We start from the raw sequence: 17,446 nt of genomic DNA on the forward strand, positions 1-17,446 counted from the left end.
CAGGCAAAGCGATGGGCGTCAAACCGGCGCGGGGATCAGCGCCGCGCCTCTCCCTGGCGCAGGGCGCGGGATTTCTCCCTGTTCTCGGCCGGCGGGATATTGGTGATCGTCGCGGCATATTCGGCGAACAGCACGAACAGCCAGATTTCGACCCCCTTCCAGTCATTGCCGATCAATCCCGCCGCCACGTCCAGCACGAGGAAGGCGAGCGCGAACATCCGGAACCAGCGCATGCTGAAGGCCGGCATGTCGGCGCGGAAGGAGGCGGTGAACATCATGAACAGGCTGAACAGCCCGGCGATGATCTGCGAGGTCAGCGACGTCGCGATTCGCAGCTGATCGAGCGCGGTGACGAACCACAGCAGCCGCGATACGGCATATTGGCTCTGCCGCGTGATCTGACAGAGCTTGATGATCGGCGGCACGAACAGCGTCTTGCCCACCCAGACATCGAAATCGACCAGGTTCATGCGCGCGCTATAGCAGGACTTTAGTCGTAAGCCACCGCCTCCTGCCCTAGGACGAGCGCCACCGATCTGATATTCCCCCTTTGGCGCGGCGCGCGCGCCGGTACAGGATGTGGCGTATGATTGGGAAAGCGGTGATCGCCCTGGCGGCAATCGCGGGCCTGGCGGCGATGCCTGCGCGGGCGGCGGTGCTGGTGTCGGTGAACGCGGGGGGCTCTGCCACTGCGAACCTGCCCGGCTATAATTTCTCGGTCGCCAATCTCGACAATGCCGCCAATGGCCTGTCCACGGTCAGCTTCGCGGGTTCGTCTATCACAGGGACCACCACCAGCGGCTTCGTCAATATCGGCAATGCCAATGTCTATGGCGGCGCGGGCGGCACCGGCATGTTCGGCACCGTCAATGGCGATCCGGCGACGATCCAGCTGTCACAGAGCGTCAATTATTTCGGACTGTGGGGATCCGCGCTCGACGGCAACAACACCGTCGCGCTCTACGATGGCGATAACCTGCTGGGCAGCTTCGCCCTGCAGTCGACTCTGCAGAACGCCCCCGGCTTCGGCAGCGCCTATGCCGGCAATCCGTTCGGGGGCGGAAATGGCGGTGAGCTATATGCCTTCTTCAATTTCCAGAGCGACAGCGCCTTCAACAGGGTCCAGCTGATCCAGAATGGAGGCGGGGGCTTCGAGTTCGACAATCTGACGGTTGGCACCAGCTCCGTGCCGATCACGGCGCCGGAACCCGCGACCTGGGCGATGATGCTGGTCGGCTTCGGCCTGATCGGTGCGCTGCTGCGAAACCGGGCCAGGGGGTCGACGTATCAGGCAGCCCGTGCCCTCACGAACGGCCCGACCACGCCCCGGGCGTGATCGACCCAGGCCTGCTTCTCGCCGACCGGCGCGACATAATGGAGCGCCGCCGCCGCGTCCTCGATCCCGCTGCCGCACGCGATCAGCCAGGCGGCGAGATAGGCGGACGCCAGGCACCCGCCCGCCGTCGCGACATTGCCGTGCGCGACAAAGGGCGCGTCGATCACCTCGACACCCGCCTCCACCACCCAGGGCTTCGTCGTCAGATCGGTGCAGGCCGGCAGGCTGCCGATCAGCCCCAGCTTCGCCAGCAGCAGGGTTCCCGAACATTGCGCGGCGATCAGCTGGCGGCCGGGATCAAGCCCGATCCGCTCCAGCATCGCCGGGTCGGCGGCGATCTCGCGGCTGCGGATGCCGCTGCCGATCACCACCGCATCCGCCTGCGCGGCGAACTCCAGCGGCTTCTGCCGCTGGACGGTGACGCCGTTCATCGACGTCGCCATGTCGCTGGGCGAGGCGATATGCGCCATCCAGCCTTTGGGACGCATCCGGTTGAGGATCGACGAGGCGATGAAGCTGTCGATTTCGTTGAAGCCGTCGAAGGTGAGTATCGCGATCTGCATGGCCGGAACACAGCACGCACGGCACGGCGCGGCAATCCGGACAATCGCGCTATATTGTCACCCTGCCCCCTGCCGCCGGAAGCAATCGGCGGCATGATCGTCGACGATGCCCACCGCCTGCATCCAGGCATAGACGATCGTCGGCCCGACGAATTTGAAGCCGCGCTTCTTCATGTCCTTCGATATGCGCTCCGATAAGGGGGTGCTGGCCGGGACATGGCAGCCATCGCCGACGATCGGCGCACCGCCGGTGAAGCTCCACGCATAATCGGCGAAATCCTCGCCGCGATCGCGCATCGCCAGATAGAGGCGCGCACCCGCGATCGTCGCCTCGATCTTGGCGCGGGCGCGGACGATGCCGGGATCGCCCATCAGCCGCTCGACGTCGGTTTCGCCGAAGCGCGCCACCTGTTCCGGATCGAAGCCTGCGAACGCCTTGCGAAACCCTTCGCGCTTGCGCAGCACGACGATCCAGCTCAGTCCCGCCTGGAACCCCTCCAGCATCAGCGTTTCCCACAGCATCCGGGGATCGCGTTCGGGCACGCCCCATTCGGCATCATGATAGGCCGCCATCAGCGGATCATGGTCGGCCCAGCCGCAGCGCCTGATCCCGTTCATGCCGCCTCCTTCCCCAGCAGCCGCAGCGTCGCCGCGTCGCGACACCCGTCGAACCAGCGTTCGAGCGCGGCGGCGAACAGCCGCTCCCCGCTCGCCGCCTCGAACAGGGTGAGCGAGGAGCGCAGCTTCATCGCATCGACCTCCCCGAACACGCCATCCGCAGTGCCCTGCTCCAGGTCCTGCAACGCTTCGACGCAGCTACGCAGCCGGGCACCGAGCACGGGATGGGCAAGATAGCCCCGCGCCTCCTCCAGCGAGCGGATCGCATAATGCTGCGCCGTCGGACTGCGCCCCAGCCCGGCAAGCTGGGGGAAGATGAACCACATCCAGTGGCTGCGTTTCCGCCCCCGGCGAATCTCGGCCAGCGCGCCTTCATGGCTGGCCTCCTGCGCCACGACGAAACGATCGAGGTCGAAAGGGTCGATCATCACTGCTCCTGCCTCGTCCCCTAGCCACATGCGCCTGAATATCCCCCGAACATGACAGAAAGCGTCATAGAACAAATAGGGAACTTATCAAGTGGGCTGGAGAGGAGAAGCGGCGGCGTCCATGTTGAACTTGGGCGTGTCGTCAGCTGGTCCATTCTCGTCATTCCCGCGCAGGCGGGAATCCATATTCCCTGAAGCTCGAGCCTCTTGGCGGAAGGGCTATGGATCCCCGCATCCGCGAGGATGACAATGGTGGGGCGGGCCCGGGCCATGGATTGCCGCCTTCACGGGAATGGCGTCAATCGACCACCGGATGAACCGCCCAAGTTCGGCGTGACGAGGGGCTTGAGTTCAGCCCTCAGCCGCTACGATCGCCATTGTCGCCATCGCCGGGCGCGCCCGGCCGCCGGACGCTGCCGGTCTTGGTAGCGGTGACGAAGCGACTCAACTCATGCCACGCTTCGGAAGTCGGTAGCGCCTGCCGGGACCTTTCCGGCGCACGGGTACGCTCGTGCATATGCCCTTCCCTCCCTGTTGAACCCCATTGGAGGCTTGGCCAATATATGCCCGAAACGATCGTCGTGCATCAAAAAAAGTTCCGCGATTCCGGCAGGTTCCCTAAGGGAATATCAGCGGCGCCGCGCGGCGCGCATCTTGCTGTATTTGGTGGTGCGGGTGCCGGGCTTGCCGCTGCTGCTGTGGTTCTTCACCGGCGCGGCATGCTGCTCGACCGGCAGGCCCAGTTCCTCCTGCTCCAGCTTGCGTATCTCGTCGCGCAGCCGGCCCGCCTCCTCGAATTCCAGATCGGCGGCGGCGGCGCGCATTTTGCGCTCGAGATCCTCGATATAGGCGCGCAGATTATGGCCGACCATATGCGGCCGTTCCTCGATGCCGGTATCGACCGTCACCTGATCACGCGAGGCGAGATGGCCGACGATATCGGTGATGTTGCGCCGGATCGTCTCGGGCGTGATGCCATGTTCCTCATTATAGGCCTGCTGCTTCTCGCGCCGCCGCGACGTCTCCGCCATCGCCCGCTCCATCGAGCCGGTGATGCGGTCCGCATAAAGGATCACGCGCCCGTCGACATTGCGCGCGGCGCGGCCGATCGTCTGGATCAGCGAGGTTTCGGAGCGCAGGAACCCTTCCTTGTCGGCATCGAGGATCGCGACCAGCCCGCATTCGGGGATGTCGAGCCCCTCGCGCAGCAGGTTGATGCCCACCAGTACGTCATAGACGCCCAGCCTCAGATCGCGGATCAGCTCGATACGCTCCAGCGTCTCCACGTCCGAATGCATGTAGCGAACCTTGATCCCCGCCTCGTGGAGATATTCGGTCAGGTCCTCGGCCATACGCTTGGTGAGTGTGGTGACGAGGCTGCGATAGCCCTTCTTCGCGGTCTCGCGCACCTCGAAGACGAGATCGTCGACTTGGCTCTCGATCGGGCGCACCTCGACCGGGGGATCGATCAGCCCTGTCGGGCGGATCACCTGTTCGACGAAGACGCCGCCGGTCTGCTCCATCTCCCAGCCGCCCGGCGTCGCCGAGACATAGACGGTCTGGGGCCGCATCACCTCCCACTCGTTGAAACGCAGCGGACGGTTGTCGATGCAGGACGGCAGGCGGAAGCCATATTCGGCCAGGGTGATCTTGCGGCGATGGTCGCCCCGCGCCATGCCGTTGACCTGCCCGATCGTCTGATGGCTCTCGTCGACGAATAGCAGCGCGTTCTCGGGCAGATATTCGAACAGCGTCGGCGGCGGCTCGCCGGGCAGGCGCCCGGTCAGGAAGCGCGAATAATTCTCGATGCCGGCGCAGCTGCCGGTCGCGGCGATCATCTCCAGGTCGAAATTGGTGCGCTGCTCCAGCCGCTGCGCCTCCAGCAACCGGCCCTCGGCCTGCAATTCCTTGAGCCGTTCGGACAGCTCGAATTTGATCGCCTCCATCGCCTGCTTCATCGTCGGGCCCGGCGTCACATAGTGCGAATTGGCGAAGACGCGGACATGGTCGAGGCTGGCCGAGGTCTTGCCGGTCAGCGGATCGAATTCGGTGATCTGCTCGATCTCGTCGCCGAAGAAGGCGATGCGCCAGGCGCTGTCCTCATAATGCGACGGGAATATCTCCAGATTGTCGCCGCGCACCCGGAAATTGCCGCGCGCGAAGGCGGCGTCGTTGCGTTTGTACTGGAGCGCCACCAGCTTGCGGATGATCTCGCGCTGGTCGACGGTGTCGCCCTTCTTCAGATCGAAGATCATCGCCGAATAGGTTTCGACCGAGCCGATGCCGTAAAGGCAGGACACCGAGGCGACGATCAGCACGTCGTCGCGCTCCAGCAGCGATCGGGTCGCCGAGTGGCGCATCCGGTCGATCGCCTCGTTCACCGAGCTTTCCTTCTCGATGTAGGTATCCGACCGAGGCACATAGGCCTCGGGCTGGTAATAGTCGTAATAGCTGACGAAGAATTCCACCGCATTGTCGGGGAAGAACTGCTTGAACTCGCCATAGAGCTGGGCGGCCAGTATCTTGTTGGGCGCCAGCACCAGCGCGGGGCGCTGGAGCTTCTCGACCACCTTGGCCATGGTGAAGGTCTTGCCCGATCCGGTGACCCCCAGCAGCACCTGATCGCGCTCGCCCGCCTCGGCCTGCGCCACCAGTTCGGCGATCGCGGTCGGCTGGTCGCCCGAAGGTTCGTAATCGGATACCAGCCTGAACGCCTTGCCGCCTTCGGTCTTCTCCGGCCGCTGGGGGCGATGGGGAACGAAGCTCTGGCCGGTATCGGGTTCGTCGAGCGTGGTGCGGATCTGGATGGTCATGGCAAAGCATATGTAGGATAGAGGATGCGGATGTTCACCTTTTATCTTCTCCGTCCATGAGCCTGCTCGCGCTGCACGATCGCGGCGGCCTGCCCGCCTTCGATACCGGGCAATGCCGCGCGGCGGGCGCGAGCCTCGCGGGCCGCTATGCGGCGGCCGATCCCTTTCCCCATGCGGTGATCGACGAACTGATCGATCCCGCCCTCCTCGCTTCACTGTTGCCGGGCTTTCCCGACCGGACGGGCAAGCGCTTCTTCGACCGCGACCAGGAACGGTTCAAATATCAGTTCGCTCCCGATGATATCGCCGATGCGGGGCTGCGGCACCTGCTGGCCGAACTGAACGGCGGCGCCTTCCTGTCCTTCCTGGAGGCGCTGACCGGCATCGAGGGGTTGATCCCCGATCCCTGGTATCTGGGCGGCGGCCTGCATGAGACCTGCGCGGGCGGGCATCTCTCTGTCCATGCCGATTTCAACCTCCACCCCCGGATGAAGGTCGAGCGGCGGCTGAATCTGCTGATCTACCTCAACGCCGACTGGCCGGCGGCGTGGGGTGGCGATCTGGAACTATGGGACCGCGACATGATCGCCGCCCGCGTGAAGGTGGCCCCGCTGCTCGGCCGAGCGGTGATCTTCAACACCGATGCCGACAGCTATCACGGCCATCCCGAGCCACTGGCCTGCCCGCCCGATCGCAGCCGCCGCTCGATCGCGACCTATTATTACACCGCGCTGCCCGAGGGGGCCGATGCCGCCCTCCCACGCACCACCCGCTTCCGCCCCCGCCCCGGCAGCGCCGACCGGCCCGACCGCGAGGTCGCCTTCGACCATTTCGTACAGGACTGGGTACCGCGCCGGCTCCAGCATTTCGCCCGGCGGCTCAACCCGTTCCGGGCTTGAACCGTACCTATCCCACGCTAAGGGTTTGCCACGATATCGGAGACGAGGCCTGATGATCCGCACAACAATTGCCGCCATCCTGCTGACGACCGCCGCTCCCGCGCTCGCCGATGGCTTCGCCCCCGGCCGCTGGCAGCATGAGACCAACACGATCAGTGCCGACGTGCCGGGCATCCCGCAATGGGTGGTCAAGCTGTTCACCGGCAAGCAGACCCGCAAAAGCTGCCACGCCGCTGCCCAGCTCACCACCCATCCCGAGGCGCTGCTGACCCAGGACGATGCCGCGGTTTGCAAGCTGCGCCGCTTCTCTATGGCCGAGGGCAAGCTCGTCTACGACACCTTCTGCGTGAACAAGCGCTTCCCCGAAGGGCTGCTGGTCGCATCGAAGGGCAGCTATACCGCCGACAGCTATTCGATCTCGACGCTGTCGACCGGCACCAAGGAGGGCAAGCCGGTCAGGATCGTCACCGCCGGCACGGGCAAGCGCGTCGCGCCGACATGCCGGTAACGCCGTCCCTCGACCTCGACGCCTATCTCACGCGGATCGGACTGAAGCTCGCGCCGGACGCCGACGCAGCCGGCCTCCACACCATCCAGCGCGCCCATCGGCTGAGCATTCCGTTCGAGAATCTCGACATCAGGCTGGGGCGCGGGATCAGCCTCGATCCCGATCATGTCTTCGACAAGCTCGTCGTGCGGCGGCGCGGCGGCTATTGCTTCGAACAGAACCAGCTGTTCCTGCGCGCCCTGGCGGCGATGGGCTTCGATGCCCGCCCCCTGCTCGCCCGGGTGTGGCTGTTCACCGCCGACGTCCCGCCGCGCACCCACACGCTCAACCTCGTCACCATCGAGGGCCGGCCGTGGATCGCCGATGCCGGCTTCGGCGGCAGCTACACGCCGCCAATGCCGCTGGCGGACGGCGCGGAAGGGACATCGCCGGACGGCGCCCATTTCCGGCTGCTCCAGTCGGACGACCTCGGCTGGCTGCTCGAGCGGCGCGCCGCGCCCGACGCCGATTGGGAAGCGCAGTACAGCTTCACCCTCGATCAGGTGGTGCCCGCCGACCTCGAACTGTCGAACCATTGGACCGCGACGCGGCCCGATACCCGCTTCACCAGCCTCTCGGTGGTCAGCCTGTGCCTGCCCTCGGGCCTCGCCGCGCTGACCGACCGCCACTATAGCCGCCGCAATGGCGACCAGCATGTCGAGGCGGATATCGAGAGCGCCAAGGCCTACCGGCTGCGACTCAACTTCGTGTTCGGGATCATCCTCGACGAAGTCGAGGTGATGGGACTGGGGCTGTATTGAAACCGAACTCGTCCCCTCCACGTCGCCCCGGCGGAGGCCGGGGGCGCCACGGGTTCCTGCTACAGGTTCACCGCACCCCCTCTTACGGCCCCGGCCTCCGCCGGGGCGACGCGAAATGAGTTCCACCACCCAACCCCGCAACCCCGTCCGCTCGGTGGTCGGCGGATCGCTCGGCAATCTGGTCGAGTGGTATGACTGGTATATCTACTCGGCCTTCTCGCTCTATTTCGCCAAGAGCTTCTTTCCAGAGGGCGACGCGACTGCGCAGCTCCTCGCCACCAGCGTGGTCTTCGCGATCGGCTTCCTGATGCGGCCGCTGGGCGGCTGGCTGCTCGGCATCCTGGCCGACCGCTATGGCCGCAAGACCGCGCTGACCTGGTCGATCACCCTGATGTGCGCGGGATCGCTGATCATCACCTGCGTGCCCACCTATGCCGCGATCGGCATCTGGGCGCCGCTGCTGCTCACCTTCGCGCGCATGGCGCAAGGCCTGAGCTTGGGCGGCGAGTTCGGCACCGCCGCGACCTACCTCACCGAGATCGCCCCGCCGGACAGGCGCGGCTTCTGGTCCAGCTTTCAATATGTGACGCTGATCGCCGGCCAGCTGCTCGCGCTGGCGTTGCTCGTCACCCTACAATTCTTCTTCCTCACCGAGGCGCAGCTGGAAGCCTGGGGCTGGCGCTTCGCCTTCGCCACCGGCGCGGTGCTGGCGATCAGCGTATTCTGGCTGCGGCGCGGGATCGACGAGACCCCCGACTTCATCGAGGAATCCTCAGGCGAGCGCCGCAAGGGCGGCCTCCTCACCCTGCTGCGCGAACGGCCCAAGCAGTTCGCGCTGGTGTTCGGCCTGTCGATCGGCAGCAATGTCAGCTTCTACGCCTTCACCACCTATATGCAGAAATATCTGGTCGCGAGCGCGGGCTTCGCCAAGGACCAGGCATCGCTGATCTGCTCGGGCGCGTTGATCTTCTACATCATCATCCAGCCGATGCTGGGTGCGCTGTCAGACAAGATCGGCCGCAAGCCGCTGCTCTACTGGTGCTGGATCGGCGGGGTGATCGCCACCGTGCCGCTGTTCACCGCGCTGGGCGCGGCGACCGGCATGTTCGAGGCTTTCCTGCTGCTCTGCGTCGCCTATCTGATCATCTCGGGATCCAGCGCCACCAGTGCGGTGGTGAAGGCCGAACTGTTCCCTCCGCACGTACGCGCGCTGGGCGTGGGCCTGCCCTATGCGCTCAGCCAGGCGATCTTCGGCGGCACCGCGGAGTCGGTGGCCTTGTGGTTCAAGAGCGAGGGCGTGGAAGCCGCCTTCTTCTGGTATGTCACCGGCTGTATGGCCGTGGCGCTGGTCACCACCCTGTTCGTGCCCGAGACCCGCTGGCCGGGCGGAAGGCCGAAGCGCGGCGCCTGATCCGATGTGCGTGCTCGCCCTCGCCTGGAACGCGCATCCGCGCTGGGGGCTGGTCGTCGCCGGCAATCGCGACGAATATCATGCCCGCCCCGCAGCACCGCTCGCGCGGTGGGATGATGATCCCTCGCTGATCGCCGGACGCGACCTCCAGTCGGGCGGAACCTGGATGGGCGTGTCGGAAGCCGGCCGCTTCGCCGTCGTCACCAACCTGCGCGGCCATGGCGGGCCGGAGCCCCACCGGCCCTCGCGCGGCGCGCTGGTTACCGACCTGCTGGCGGGGGCGGACCCGGACGGGATCGCGATAGAGGCCTATAATCCGGTGAACCTGATCGCCCTCGACAGCTGGCGCGCGCGCTTCCTGTCGAACCGGCCGGCGGCGCTGCGCACCGATCTGGCCCCCGGCCTCTACGGCCTGTCGAACGGCACGCTGGACGAACCCTGGCCGAAGACCTTGCGGCTCAAGTCGATCCTGCTCGAATGGCTGACGGGCGCCGCCGAGAATCCCGCCCTGCTGCTCGACGGCCTGCGCGAGGAGGTGCTGCCCGACATCGGGGTCGATCCCGACACGCCCTCCGACATGCCCGAGCCGAACCACAGCCCGATCTTCATCCGCGATCGCCGATACGGAACGCGGTGCAGTTCGGTGGTTGCGATCGAACGTAACGGCCGGGGTCGGTTCATCGAACGCCGCTTCGATTCCGAGGCCCGGCACAGCGGCGACTCGGAGCTGGAGTTCCGCTGGAAAGATTGACCGGAGCTGGTCATCTGCGCCCCCCGCCACCGATCGCATGCGTGATGCGCGACGGATTTCAAGCGAACTGGTGAAGAAATCGTCTCGCGGACGCGCATCCGGGGGCTTTACGGACTTGCGCATGTAACACTGCACGGCTTAATGTATGTATCCTCACTATTGGAGACTCCATTGATGCGTTCTACAATGATTCGCGCCGCCATCTTGTCGGCGCTTGCGATCCCGGCGGCCGTCTTCGCGCAGGCTGAAGCCCCCGCGATCAAGACCGGCATGCTGGTCACCAGCGCCGACGGCAAGCGCGTGGGCCGCATCTATGATCTCGACAAGAAGGACGGCGCGGTCACTGCGGTCCAGATCATCCGCGATTCGCGCATCATCCGCATTTCCGCATCGACGCTGACCCCGGCCGAAAAGGGCCTGACGACCAGCCTGTCGAGCGCGGACGTCGCCAAGCTCAAGTAAGAGCCACCCTCCCCCCCCCATGCGCCGCGCGCCGTTTCGACGGCAGCGCGGCGTCTTTTTATCAGGGGATGGTCAGCGCCTGCCCCGGCGCGGTGCTGATGAAGCGGTCGGGGGCGATGCCGGCCTCCCTCCGCCGGGCGGCCAGTTCCGCCGGCGGCCGATCCGCCGCCTCCTCCGTAAGCCGGAAGGTGCCCCAGTGAATGCCGAGCGCATGACCGGCGCCTAGCACCTTGAAAACCGTGACGGCCTGGGCCGGATCGATATGGTTGCTGCCGAATATCTCGCGCGGATGATAGGCGCCGATCGGCAGGATCGCGAGACGGAAGGGCCCGTGTCGCGCGGCAAGCCTTGGCCAACTTCCGTCACCCCAGCCGGCATCGCCCGCGAAGAAGATGTTGCCACCCGGCAGGGTGACGGTAAAGCCGCTCCATAGCGCGCGGTTGCGATCCTCGATCCAGCGCGATCCCCAATGATGGACGCGCTCGACGATCACCGAGACGCCGGGCCGGACGGATACCACCCCGTCCCAGTCGCGAGCCTCGGCGGAAATCCCACGGCTTTCCAGAATCGTGTCATTGCCGAGGCTGGTGACGATCAGCGGCCGGTCCCGCGCCCACAGCCTTGCCAGCGTAGGCAGGTCCATATGGTCGTAATGATTGTGGCTGACCAGGACGAGGTCGATCTTCGGCAGATCCTCGAAGCGCACCCCCGGTGCCCGCACCCGACGCGGGCCCACCCGGTTCCACGGACCCGCGACGTCCGACCAGATCGGATCGGTCAGGATGTTGAGCCCCTGGGTCTGGACCAGCACGGTCGCGTGGCCGATCCAGGTCACCCGCATCGCGCCGCCATCCACCCGTGCGGGCGGACGCGTCTGGCGGACCGGGATCACCTCCGGCCAGCCCGCGTCACGCTGCCCGGTCGCCGCCTGCCACAGGCGCTTGAGGCCGATCTTTCGTGGGACGCCGCTTTCCTGGACCCGGTCGGGGTTGAAGAAACGCTGCCCGTCGAAATGCGTGCTCACCGGCCCGCGATAATAGATGCGGTCGAGATAGAGCGGCCGGGCCCACCAGAGGGCAGCCAAAGCCAGCACCAGAAAGGCGACGGCGATGGCTGCCCTCTTCATGGAATGCGGATCAGGCGTTCTCGAGCAGCTTCTCGCGCGCGATCTTCTCGCGCCACACCAGCGGGGCGGTGTGGTGGACGCTCTCGCCGGTCGCATCGACCGCTACGGTGACGGGCATGTCCTTCACATCGAACTCGTAGATCGCCTCCATGCCCAGATCGGCGAAGCCGACGACCTTCGCGCCCTTGATCGCGCGGGCGACCAGATAGGCGGCGCCGCCGACCGCCATGAGATAGGCCGCCTTGTGCTGCTTGATCGCCTCGATCGCCACCGGGCCGCGCTCGGCCTTGCCGACCATCGCGATAAGGCCGGTCTTCTCCAGCATCATGCCGGTGAACTTGTCCATGCGGGTCGCGGTGGTCGGGCCGGCCGGTCCGACAACCTCGTCGCGCACCGGATCGACCGGGCCGACATAATAGATCACCCGGCCCTTGAAATCGACGGGCAGCTCCTCGCCCTTGGCCAGCATGTCCTGGATGCGCTTGTGCGCGGCGTCGCGGCCGGTGAGCATCTTGCCGTTGAGCAGCAGCCGGTCGCCCGGCTTCCAGCTCGCCACCTGTTCGGGGGTCAGGCTGTCGAGATCGACCTTGATCGCCTCCTTGGACGGGGTCCATTCGACCTTCGGCCATTCGTCGAGGCTCGGCGGCTCCAGGAAGGCCGGGCCCGATCCGTCGAGGTGAAAATGCGCGTGGCGGGTCGCGGCGCAGTTCGGGATCATCGCGATCGGCTTCGACGCGGCATGGGTCGGATAATCCATGATCTTGACGTCGAGGATGGTGGCGAGGCCGCCCAGCCCCTGCGCGCCGATGCCGAGCGCGTTGACCTTGTCAAATATCTCGATGCGCAGGCGCTCGATATCGTTCTGCGGTCCGCGCTGCTTGAGCTGGGCCATGTCGATGTCGCCCATCAGCGACTCCTTGGCCATCGTCATCGCCTTTTCGGCGGTGCCGCCGATACCGATGCCGAGCATGCCCGGCGGGCACCAGCCGGCGCCCATTTTCGGGATCTGCTCGATCACCCAGTCGACGATCGACTCGCTCGGGTTGAGCATGGCGAATTTCGACTTGTTCTCCGAACCGCCGCCCTTGGCCGCGACCGCGACCTCGACATGATGGCCCGGCACCATCTCGACATTCATCACCGAGGGGGTGTTGTCCTTGGTGTTGACCCGGCTGAAGGCGGGATCCCTGAGGATAGAGGCGCGCAGCTTGTTCTCGGGGTGGAGATAGGCGCGGCGCACGCCCTCGTCGACGACCTCCTGCAGGCTGCGCTCCGAATCGAGCATGCACTGCTGGCCCCATTTGATGAACACCGTGACGATGCCGGTGTCCTGGCAGATCGGGCGGTGTCCCTCGGCGCACATCCGGCTGTTGGTCAGGATCTGCGCGATCGCGTCCTTGGCCGCCGGGCCCTGCTCGGCCTCATAGGCGGCGCCCAGCGCGCGGATATAATCCATCGGGTGATAATAGCTGATATATTGGAGGGCGTCGGCGACGCTCTCGATCAGATCGGCTTCCTTGATGATGACGGTCATGGCCCCGGCTCCGAAAATCTCTGCCCAACTGCCGGTGGCATAGACGCGAAGCACCGAGCGGTCAGCCAGAAAATGAAGGCTTGTGGCCATCATGGCCTGCACGCTGCGCGGTGGAAATAGTTTCATTTGTTGCTATATCGGCGTCATGCTCAAGACCGATCAGACCATTGCGGCCAGCCCGCCGCCCGGCGCCGCCGCCGACTGGACCATTCCGCAGAAGTGGGAGGCGTATGGCGCGTCGGAGCACGCGACCTGGGACAAGCTGTTCGCGCGCCAGACGGCGATGCTGCCGGGGCGAGTCGTACCCGCCTTCCTCGAAGGCGTCGCGCTGGCGGGACTCGACCGGCCCGGCATCCCGAATTTCGAGGAGCTTTCCGAGCGGCTGATGAAAGCCACCGGATGGCAGGTGTTGGCGGTTCCCGGCCTGGTGCCGGAGGATGTGTTCTTCGACCATCTCGCCCATCGTCGCTTCGTCGCGGGCAGCTTTATCCGCCGCCCCGATCAGCTGGACTACCTCCAGGAACCCGATGTCTTCCACGACGTGTTCGGCCATGTACCGCTGCTCGCCCACCCGATCTTCGCCGATTATATGCAGGCCTATGGCCAGGGCGGGCTGCGGGCGCTGGAGAAGGGTGCGATCGACCGGCTGGCGCGGCTCTACTGGTACACGGTCGAGTTCGGGCTGATCCGAGACGGGGACGGCTGCAAGCTCTACGGCGCGGGGATCGTCTCCTCCTATGGCGAATCGATCTTCGCGCTCGACGATCCATCGCCCAACCGGATCGGCTTCGACCTGAAGCGGGTGATGCGTACCCGCTACCGGATCGACGATTATCAGCAGAATTATTTCGTGATCGACAGCTTCGACGATCTGCTGCGCCAGACCATCGAGACCGATTTCGCACCGCTCTATCGCGAGATCGCCGAACAGCCCGATTATGAACCGGGCGAGATTGCCCCCGGCGACGTGGTGCTCACCCCGGGCACGCAGGCCTATGCCCGGCAGAAGGCCGGGCAGCTTTCCCCGGCCCAATGAAAAAGGGGCCGGTCGCTGCCGACCGGCCCCCTTCAAACCCGCAGTACGGTCAGGCGGCGAGCGGAAGCTCGGCCATCTCCGCATCATTGTCGGCGCCGCGCGCTTCGATGGCGGCGGGCCGGGCCTCACGCTTCGGAAAGATCAGGCGCGAGGCCAGCACCACGGCGCCGAGGCCGAAATAGGCGATCAGCACGATCTTCGGGCTGAAGAGCAGCGCGGTCGCGAACAGGATGCGCAGCCAGTTGGCATTGAAGCCGAAATCCTGCCCGATCGCCTCGCAGACGCCGAAGAAGGTGTCGTGGCGCCAGAAGGTGTTGTTGCTCGTCATCGTCCCGTTCCCAATTCCTGGCGGACCCGATCGTCCGCGCTCATGTCTTCTCTTCAGCACAAGCCGTGCCAAATACCTCTACCGTTTATTTTCAATGGTTTAGACGAAGGCCGTTCTTATCGCCGCCATCCGCTGGCCGAAAATCCCACCGATAGTTAGGAAATCCCGCCAGCCGTTCAACCGCCTCTCCGGCGCCCTCTATAGGGTCTGGAAATTAATCATGACTGTACGGACGGAACCGCCGGCGCCGAACCTTGGCGACCAGGCACCGAGGCCGATGCCCCGACCGGCGGCGCGTCGAGCACGAGGGGCGGTGCCACGCATGGCTTCTGCCCGCAGTCCCACGTCAAAAGGAAGACGGAGAAGCGGGATCCCGGGTCAGGCCCGGGATGACGATGGAGTCGAAGGGCTTTGCGCCTAGCCCGCCGCCGATCGCCGCCGCAGGTCCTCCACGCAGCGCAGCGCCGTCTTGCCGTCCCACATGTCGGGGCGCCTGCGGTCCTGTCGGGGCTGCGCCAGCGCCGCCAGCAGCCGCTCCAGCAGGTTGCCCGCGTTGACGAGCTGGGCCGTCCCCTCGCTGATCGTGATCGGGCGCTCGGTATTCTCGCGCAGGGTCAGGCAGGGGATGCCGAGATAGGTGGTCTCCTCCTGGATGCCGCCCGAGTCCGTGATGACCGCCGCCGCGCCGGCGACGAGGCTCATGAAGCGGACATAGGCGGCCGGGCCGACCAGCCGGACCCCGGCGCCCTCCAGCCGTGCCGCGCCGGCCTCGCCCAGCCTCTGGCGGGTGCGCGGGTGGACCGGGAAGACCAGCGGCAGATGCGCCTGCACCGCGACCAGCGCCTCGACCAGCCGGTCCAGCTGCTCGGGCACGTCGACGTTCGACGGGCGGTGGAGCGTCACCACGCCATAGCCGCCCGGCGCATGGCCCAGCTCGCCCGGATAGTCGGCGGCCTCGATCGCGGGGCGGACCAGCTCATAGCTGTCCATCATGATGTTGCCGACACGGGTGATGCGGTCTTCCGGGATGCCTTCGTTGCGCAGATTCTCGTCGGCGTCGGGCGACGGGGTCCACAGCACGTCGGCGAGCACGTCGGTGACGAGCCGGTTGAGCTCCTCGGGCATGTCGCGGTCGCGGCTGCGCAGGCCGGCTTCCAGATGCACGATCGGGATGCGCAGCTTGCCCGCCGCCATGGAGCAGGCCGCGGTCGAATTGACGTCGCCGACGACGATCAGCCAGTCGGGCCGCTCCTCCATCGCCAGCTTCTCATAGGCGATCATCACCCTGCCGGTCTGTTCGGCATGGGTGCCCGAGCCGATGCCGAGATGATGGTCCGGCGCCGGCAGTCCGAGGTCGGCGAAGATATCGTCGGACATCGCCGCGTCATAATGCTGGCCGGTGTGGACGATGACGGGCCGGAAGTCCCCGGTCGCCTTCAGAGCGTGCCAGAGCGGCGCCACCTTCATGAAATTGGGCCGCGCGGCGGCGATCAGGTGGACGAGGATCGGCTTGGTCATGAGGGGCCTTTTATCGTCTGTTCGGTTCGTGTCGAGCGCGGCCGCTGAGCCGCATCGCCCTTCCCTACCGACTCAGAAAATCAATGGGGGTGGTGGCCATGATCATCATGACCATGGTCGTGGTCATGATGCCCCTCGGCGCATTCGGCCTTCGCATCGGCGCATCGGCCGCGCTCGACCTGGAAGGTCGCGTGGCCGATGCCGAACTCGTCGCGTACCAGCCGCGCGGTCGAGGCCAGGAAATTGTCGTCGCCGGGGGCATCGGGCATCACGAGGTGCGCGGTCAGCGCCGTCTCGGTCGTGCTCGTCGGCCAGATATGGACATGGTGGACGGCGGTGACGCCGGGCAGCGCGCCGAGCCGGGTGGTGACGCTGGCGGGGTCGATCCGGCTGGGCACCCCGGCCAGCGACATGGTGAGCGAATCGCGGAACAGGCCCCAGGTGCCCGCCACGATCACCGCGACGATCACCAGGCTGATCGCGGGGTCGATCCACAGCAGCCCGGTCTGCCCAACCAGAAAGCCGGCGATCACCACCCCCGCCGAGACCGCCGCGTCGGCGGCCATGTGGAGGAAGGCGCCACGGATGTTGATGTCATGCTTGCCGCCGCGCAGGAACAGCAGGGCCGTGCCCAGATTGATGACGATGCCCACGCCCGCGACCGCCATCATCGTGCCGCTTTCGAGCGGCGCGGGATGGGCGAAACGCTGGACCGCGCCGAGCGCGATCGCTCCGCAGGCGATCAGCAGCAGGATCGCGTTGAACAGGGCCGCGAGGATCGACGAGCCGCGCAGCCCATAGGTGTAGCGCGCGCTCGCCGGCCGTTTCGACAGGGCATAGGCCGCCCATGCCATCAGCAGCCCCAGCACGTCGGACAGATTGTGCCCCGCGTCGGCGATCAGCGCGATCGAGCCCGAGAGCAGCCCCGCCGCCCCCTCGACGATCACGAAACCGAGATTGAGCGAAACCCCCAGCGCAAAGGCACGGCCATAGCTCGGCGGCGCATGGCCGTGCCCGTGCCCATGATCATGTCCGCTATGGTCGTGGTGGTGCAGGCCCATCCCACCCGTCCTACCGCGACTTTTCGCAGCGGGGCAAGCCCGCGCACCTTTTGCCGATTCGCAACGCCGCGTCTGGGAACGGCCCGCGTTTTCCCATCGCCTCGCCCCGGAAAATGCCCGTTTTCCGGATCATCCGACCATCGTGGCGGATGGGGTGAAGATCGAAACTTTACATGGGGGTCAGCGCACCATATATCCGCGCCTCCGCTGCCCCATGGGACTTCCACCGCAAGGCAGCTTTCTTGCCAACGTAC

19 protein-coding genes are annotated in these 17,446 nt (G+C 66.1%); 8 read left to right on the top strand and 11 right to left on the bottom strand.

What is annotated here, in order from left to right; all coding sequences use genetic code 11:
- Positions 1-35: 35 nt before the first annotated feature.
- The gene (locus CMV14_RS15140) at positions 36-470 is read right to left on the bottom strand and encodes a hypothetical protein (protein ID WP_066963010.1); all 435 of its coding nucleotides are present in this window, start codon (positions 468-470) and stop codon (positions 36-38) included.
- Between the two features lie 116 nt (positions 471-586).
- On the opposite strand from CMV14_RS15140, the gene CMV14_RS15145 reads away from it, so the two are divergent.
- Complete coding sequence (locus CMV14_RS15145) at positions 587-1,336, top strand: Npun_F0296 family exosortase-dependent surface protein (protein WP_066963013.1); 750 nt, start codon at positions 587-589, stop codon at positions 1,334-1,336.
- On the opposite strand, the gene CMV14_RS15150 is transcribed toward CMV14_RS15145, so the two are convergent.
- From CMV14_RS15150 to uvrB, 5 genes are all read right to left on the bottom strand, one after another.
- On the bottom strand, positions 1,288-1,899 hold the full coding sequence (locus tag CMV14_RS15150; protein WP_066963016.1) for a DJ-1/PfpI family protein: 612 nt from the start codon (positions 1,897-1,899) through the stop codon (positions 1,288-1,290). The two genes, CMV14_RS15145 and CMV14_RS15150, sit on opposite strands and share 49 nt — an antisense overlap.
- Before the next feature lie 57 nt (positions 1,900-1,956).
- Entirely contained in the window at positions 1,957-2,517 is a 561-nt protein-coding gene (locus CMV14_RS15155) for a DNA-3-methyladenine glycosylase I (RefSeq protein WP_066963018.1), read from the bottom strand.
- On the bottom strand, positions 2,514-2,945 hold the full coding sequence (locus CMV14_RS15160; protein ID WP_066963021.1) for a DUF1810 domain-containing protein: 432 nt from the start codon (positions 2,943-2,945) through the stop codon (positions 2,514-2,516). The genes CMV14_RS15155 and CMV14_RS15160 overlap by 4 nt, the downstream gene beginning before the upstream one ends.
- A gap of 358 nt (positions 2,946-3,303) precedes the next feature.
- Complete coding sequence (locus tag CMV14_RS26815; RefSeq protein WP_176489046.1) at positions 3,304-3,462, bottom strand: hypothetical protein; 159 nt, start codon at positions 3,460-3,462, stop codon at positions 3,304-3,306.
- A gap of 112 nt (positions 3,463-3,574) precedes the next feature.
- The gene (gene uvrB, locus CMV14_RS15165; RefSeq protein ID WP_066963024.1) at positions 3,575-5,758 is read right to left on the bottom strand and encodes an excinuclease ABC subunit UvrB; all 2,184 of its coding nucleotides are present in this window, start codon (positions 5,756-5,758) and stop codon (positions 3,575-3,577) included.
- A gap of 56 nt (positions 5,759-5,814) precedes the next feature.
- Here uvrB and CMV14_RS15170 point away from each other — a divergent pair, with 56 nt between their 5' ends.
- The 6 genes from CMV14_RS15170 to CMV14_RS15195 all read left to right on the top strand — a co-directional run bounded on the left by CMV14_RS15170 (position 5,815) and on the right by CMV14_RS15195 (position 10,589).
- A complete protein-coding gene (locus tag CMV14_RS15170) occupies positions 5,815-6,657 on the top strand; it encodes a 2OG-Fe(II) oxygenase (RefSeq protein ID WP_066963027.1) in 843 nt (280 codons plus the stop codon).
- A gap of 52 nt (positions 6,658-6,709) precedes the next feature.
- A complete protein-coding gene (locus CMV14_RS15175) occupies positions 6,710-7,165 on the top strand; it encodes a DUF3617 domain-containing protein (protein ID WP_066963030.1) in 456 nt (151 codons plus the stop codon).
- The gene (locus tag CMV14_RS15180) at positions 7,156-7,965 is read left to right on the top strand and encodes an arylamine N-acetyltransferase family protein (protein ID WP_066963033.1); all 810 of its coding nucleotides are present in this window, start codon (positions 7,156-7,158) and stop codon (positions 7,963-7,965) included. The genes CMV14_RS15175 and CMV14_RS15180 overlap by 10 nt, the downstream gene beginning before the upstream one ends.
- A 115-nt stretch (positions 7,966-8,080) precedes the next feature.
- Positions 8,081-9,376 (top strand): MFS transporter, encoded by a 1,296-nt coding sequence (locus CMV14_RS15185; protein ID WP_066963037.1) that lies wholly within the window; start codon positions 8,081-8,083, stop codon positions 9,374-9,376.
- A gap of 4 nt (positions 9,377-9,380) precedes the next feature.
- Positions 9,381-10,127, top strand: a complete 747-nt coding sequence (locus CMV14_RS15190; RefSeq protein WP_066963040.1) for an NRDE family protein — start codon at positions 9,381-9,383, stop codon at positions 10,125-10,127.
- A gap of 174 nt (positions 10,128-10,301) precedes the next feature.
- A complete protein-coding gene (locus CMV14_RS15195; protein WP_066963042.1) occupies positions 10,302-10,589 on the top strand; it encodes a PRC-barrel domain-containing protein in 288 nt (95 codons plus the stop codon).
- Between the two features lie 61 nt (positions 10,590-10,650).
- Here the strand turns inward: CMV14_RS15195 and CMV14_RS15200 are convergent, their stop codons facing one another.
- Complete coding sequence (locus CMV14_RS15200) at positions 10,651-11,715, bottom strand: MBL fold metallo-hydrolase (protein WP_066963046.1); 1,065 nt, start codon at positions 11,713-11,715, stop codon at positions 10,651-10,653.
- A 10-nt stretch (positions 11,716-11,725) separates the two neighbouring features.
- Positions 11,726-13,249, bottom strand: a complete 1,524-nt coding sequence (locus CMV14_RS15205) for a fumarate hydratase (protein WP_066963153.1) — start codon at positions 13,247-13,249, stop codon at positions 11,726-11,728.
- Positions 13,250-13,394: 145 nt separating this feature from the next.
- On the opposite strand from CMV14_RS15205, the gene phhA reads away from it, so the two are divergent.
- A complete protein-coding gene (gene phhA / locus CMV14_RS15210) occupies positions 13,395-14,285 on the top strand; it encodes a phenylalanine 4-monooxygenase (protein WP_066963157.1) in 891 nt (296 codons plus the stop codon).
- Positions 14,286-14,334: 49 nt separating this feature from the next.
- Here phhA and CMV14_RS15215 read toward each other — a convergent pair whose 3' ends face one another.
- From CMV14_RS15215 to CMV14_RS15225, 3 genes are all read right to left on the bottom strand, one after another.
- On the bottom strand, positions 14,335-14,613 hold the full coding sequence (locus tag CMV14_RS15215) for a PspC domain-containing protein (RefSeq protein ID WP_066963049.1): 279 nt from the start codon (positions 14,611-14,613) through the stop codon (positions 14,335-14,337).
- Between the two features lie 417 nt (positions 14,614-15,030).
- Complete coding sequence (gene wecB, locus CMV14_RS15220) at positions 15,031-16,131, bottom strand: non-hydrolyzing UDP-N-acetylglucosamine 2-epimerase (RefSeq protein ID WP_066963052.1); 1,101 nt, start codon at positions 16,129-16,131, stop codon at positions 15,031-15,033.
- An 80-nt stretch (positions 16,132-16,211) separates the two neighbouring features.
- Positions 16,212-17,192, bottom strand: a complete 981-nt coding sequence (locus CMV14_RS15225) for a cation diffusion facilitator family transporter (protein WP_066963056.1) — start codon at positions 17,190-17,192, stop codon at positions 16,212-16,214.
- Positions 17,193-17,446: the final 254 nt, after the last annotated feature.

Source organism: Rhizorhabdus dicambivorans (assembly GCF_002355275.1).
GTDB classification, from domain to species: Bacteria; Pseudomonadota; Alphaproteobacteria; order Sphingomonadales; family Sphingomonadaceae; genus Rhizorhabdus; species Rhizorhabdus dicambivorans.

What these genes read in the sequence shown, in the direction of transcription:
- CMV14_RS15155 (WP_066963018.1), bottom strand. Translation starts at nt 2,517, where the DNA reads ATGAACGGGATCAGGCGCTGCGGCTGGGCCGACCATGATCCGCTGATG.
- CMV14_RS15215 (WP_066963049.1), bottom strand. Translation starts at nt 14,613, where the DNA reads ATGACGAGCAACAACACCTTCTGGCGCCACGACACCTTCTTCGGCGTC.
- uvrB (WP_066963024.1), bottom strand. Translation starts at nt 5,758, where the DNA reads ATGACCATCCAGATCCGCACCACGCTCGACGAACCCGATACCGGCCAG.
- CMV14_RS15185 (WP_066963037.1), top strand. Translation starts at nt 8,081, where the DNA reads ATGAGTTCCACCACCCAACCCCGCAACCCCGTCCGCTCGGTGGTCGGC.
- CMV14_RS15170 (WP_066963027.1), top strand. Translation starts at nt 5,815, where the DNA reads ATGAGCCTGCTCGCGCTGCACGATCGCGGCGGCCTGCCCGCCTTCGAT.
- CMV14_RS15145 (WP_066963013.1), top strand. Translation starts at nt 587, where the DNA reads ATGATTGGGAAAGCGGTGATCGCCCTGGCGGCAATCGCGGGCCTGGCG.
- CMV14_RS15175 (WP_066963030.1), top strand. Translation starts at nt 6,710, where the DNA reads ATGATCCGCACAACAATTGCCGCCATCCTGCTGACGACCGCCGCTCCC.
- CMV14_RS26815 (WP_176489046.1), bottom strand. Translation starts at nt 3,462, where the DNA reads ATGCACGAGCGTACCCGTGCGCCGGAAAGGTCCCGGCAGGCGCTACCG.
- CMV14_RS15200 (WP_066963046.1), bottom strand. Translation starts at nt 11,715, where the DNA reads ATGAAGAGGGCAGCCATCGCCGTCGCCTTTCTGGTGCTGGCTTTGGCT.
- CMV14_RS15140 (WP_066963010.1), bottom strand. Translation starts at nt 470, where the DNA reads ATGAACCTGGTCGATTTCGATGTCTGGGTGGGCAAGACGCTGTTCGTG.
- phhA (WP_066963157.1), top strand. Translation starts at nt 13,395, where the DNA reads ATGCTCAAGACCGATCAGACCATTGCGGCCAGCCCGCCGCCCGGCGCC.
- CMV14_RS15225 (WP_066963056.1), bottom strand. Translation starts at nt 17,192, where the DNA reads ATGGGCCTGCACCACCACGACCATAGCGGACATGATCATGGGCACGGG.
- CMV14_RS15190 (WP_066963040.1), top strand. Translation starts at nt 9,381, where the DNA reads ATGTGCGTGCTCGCCCTCGCCTGGAACGCGCATCCGCGCTGGGGGCTG.
- CMV14_RS15205 (WP_066963153.1), bottom strand. Translation starts at nt 13,249, where the DNA reads ATGACCGTCATCATCAAGGAAGCCGATCTGATCGAGAGCGTCGCCGAC.
- CMV14_RS15150 (WP_066963016.1), bottom strand. Translation starts at nt 1,899, where the DNA reads ATGCAGATCGCGATACTCACCTTCGACGGCTTCAACGAAATCGACAGC.
- CMV14_RS15180 (WP_066963033.1), top strand. Translation starts at nt 7,156, where the DNA reads ATGCCGGTAACGCCGTCCCTCGACCTCGACGCCTATCTCACGCGGATC.
- CMV14_RS15160 (WP_066963021.1), bottom strand. Translation starts at nt 2,945, where the DNA reads ATGATCGACCCTTTCGACCTCGATCGTTTCGTCGTGGCGCAGGAGGCC.
- wecB (WP_066963052.1), bottom strand. Translation starts at nt 16,131, where the DNA reads ATGACCAAGCCGATCCTCGTCCACCTGATCGCCGCCGCGCGGCCCAAT.
- CMV14_RS15195 (WP_066963042.1), top strand. Translation starts at nt 10,302, where the DNA reads ATGCGTTCTACAATGATTCGCGCCGCCATCTTGTCGGCGCTTGCGATC.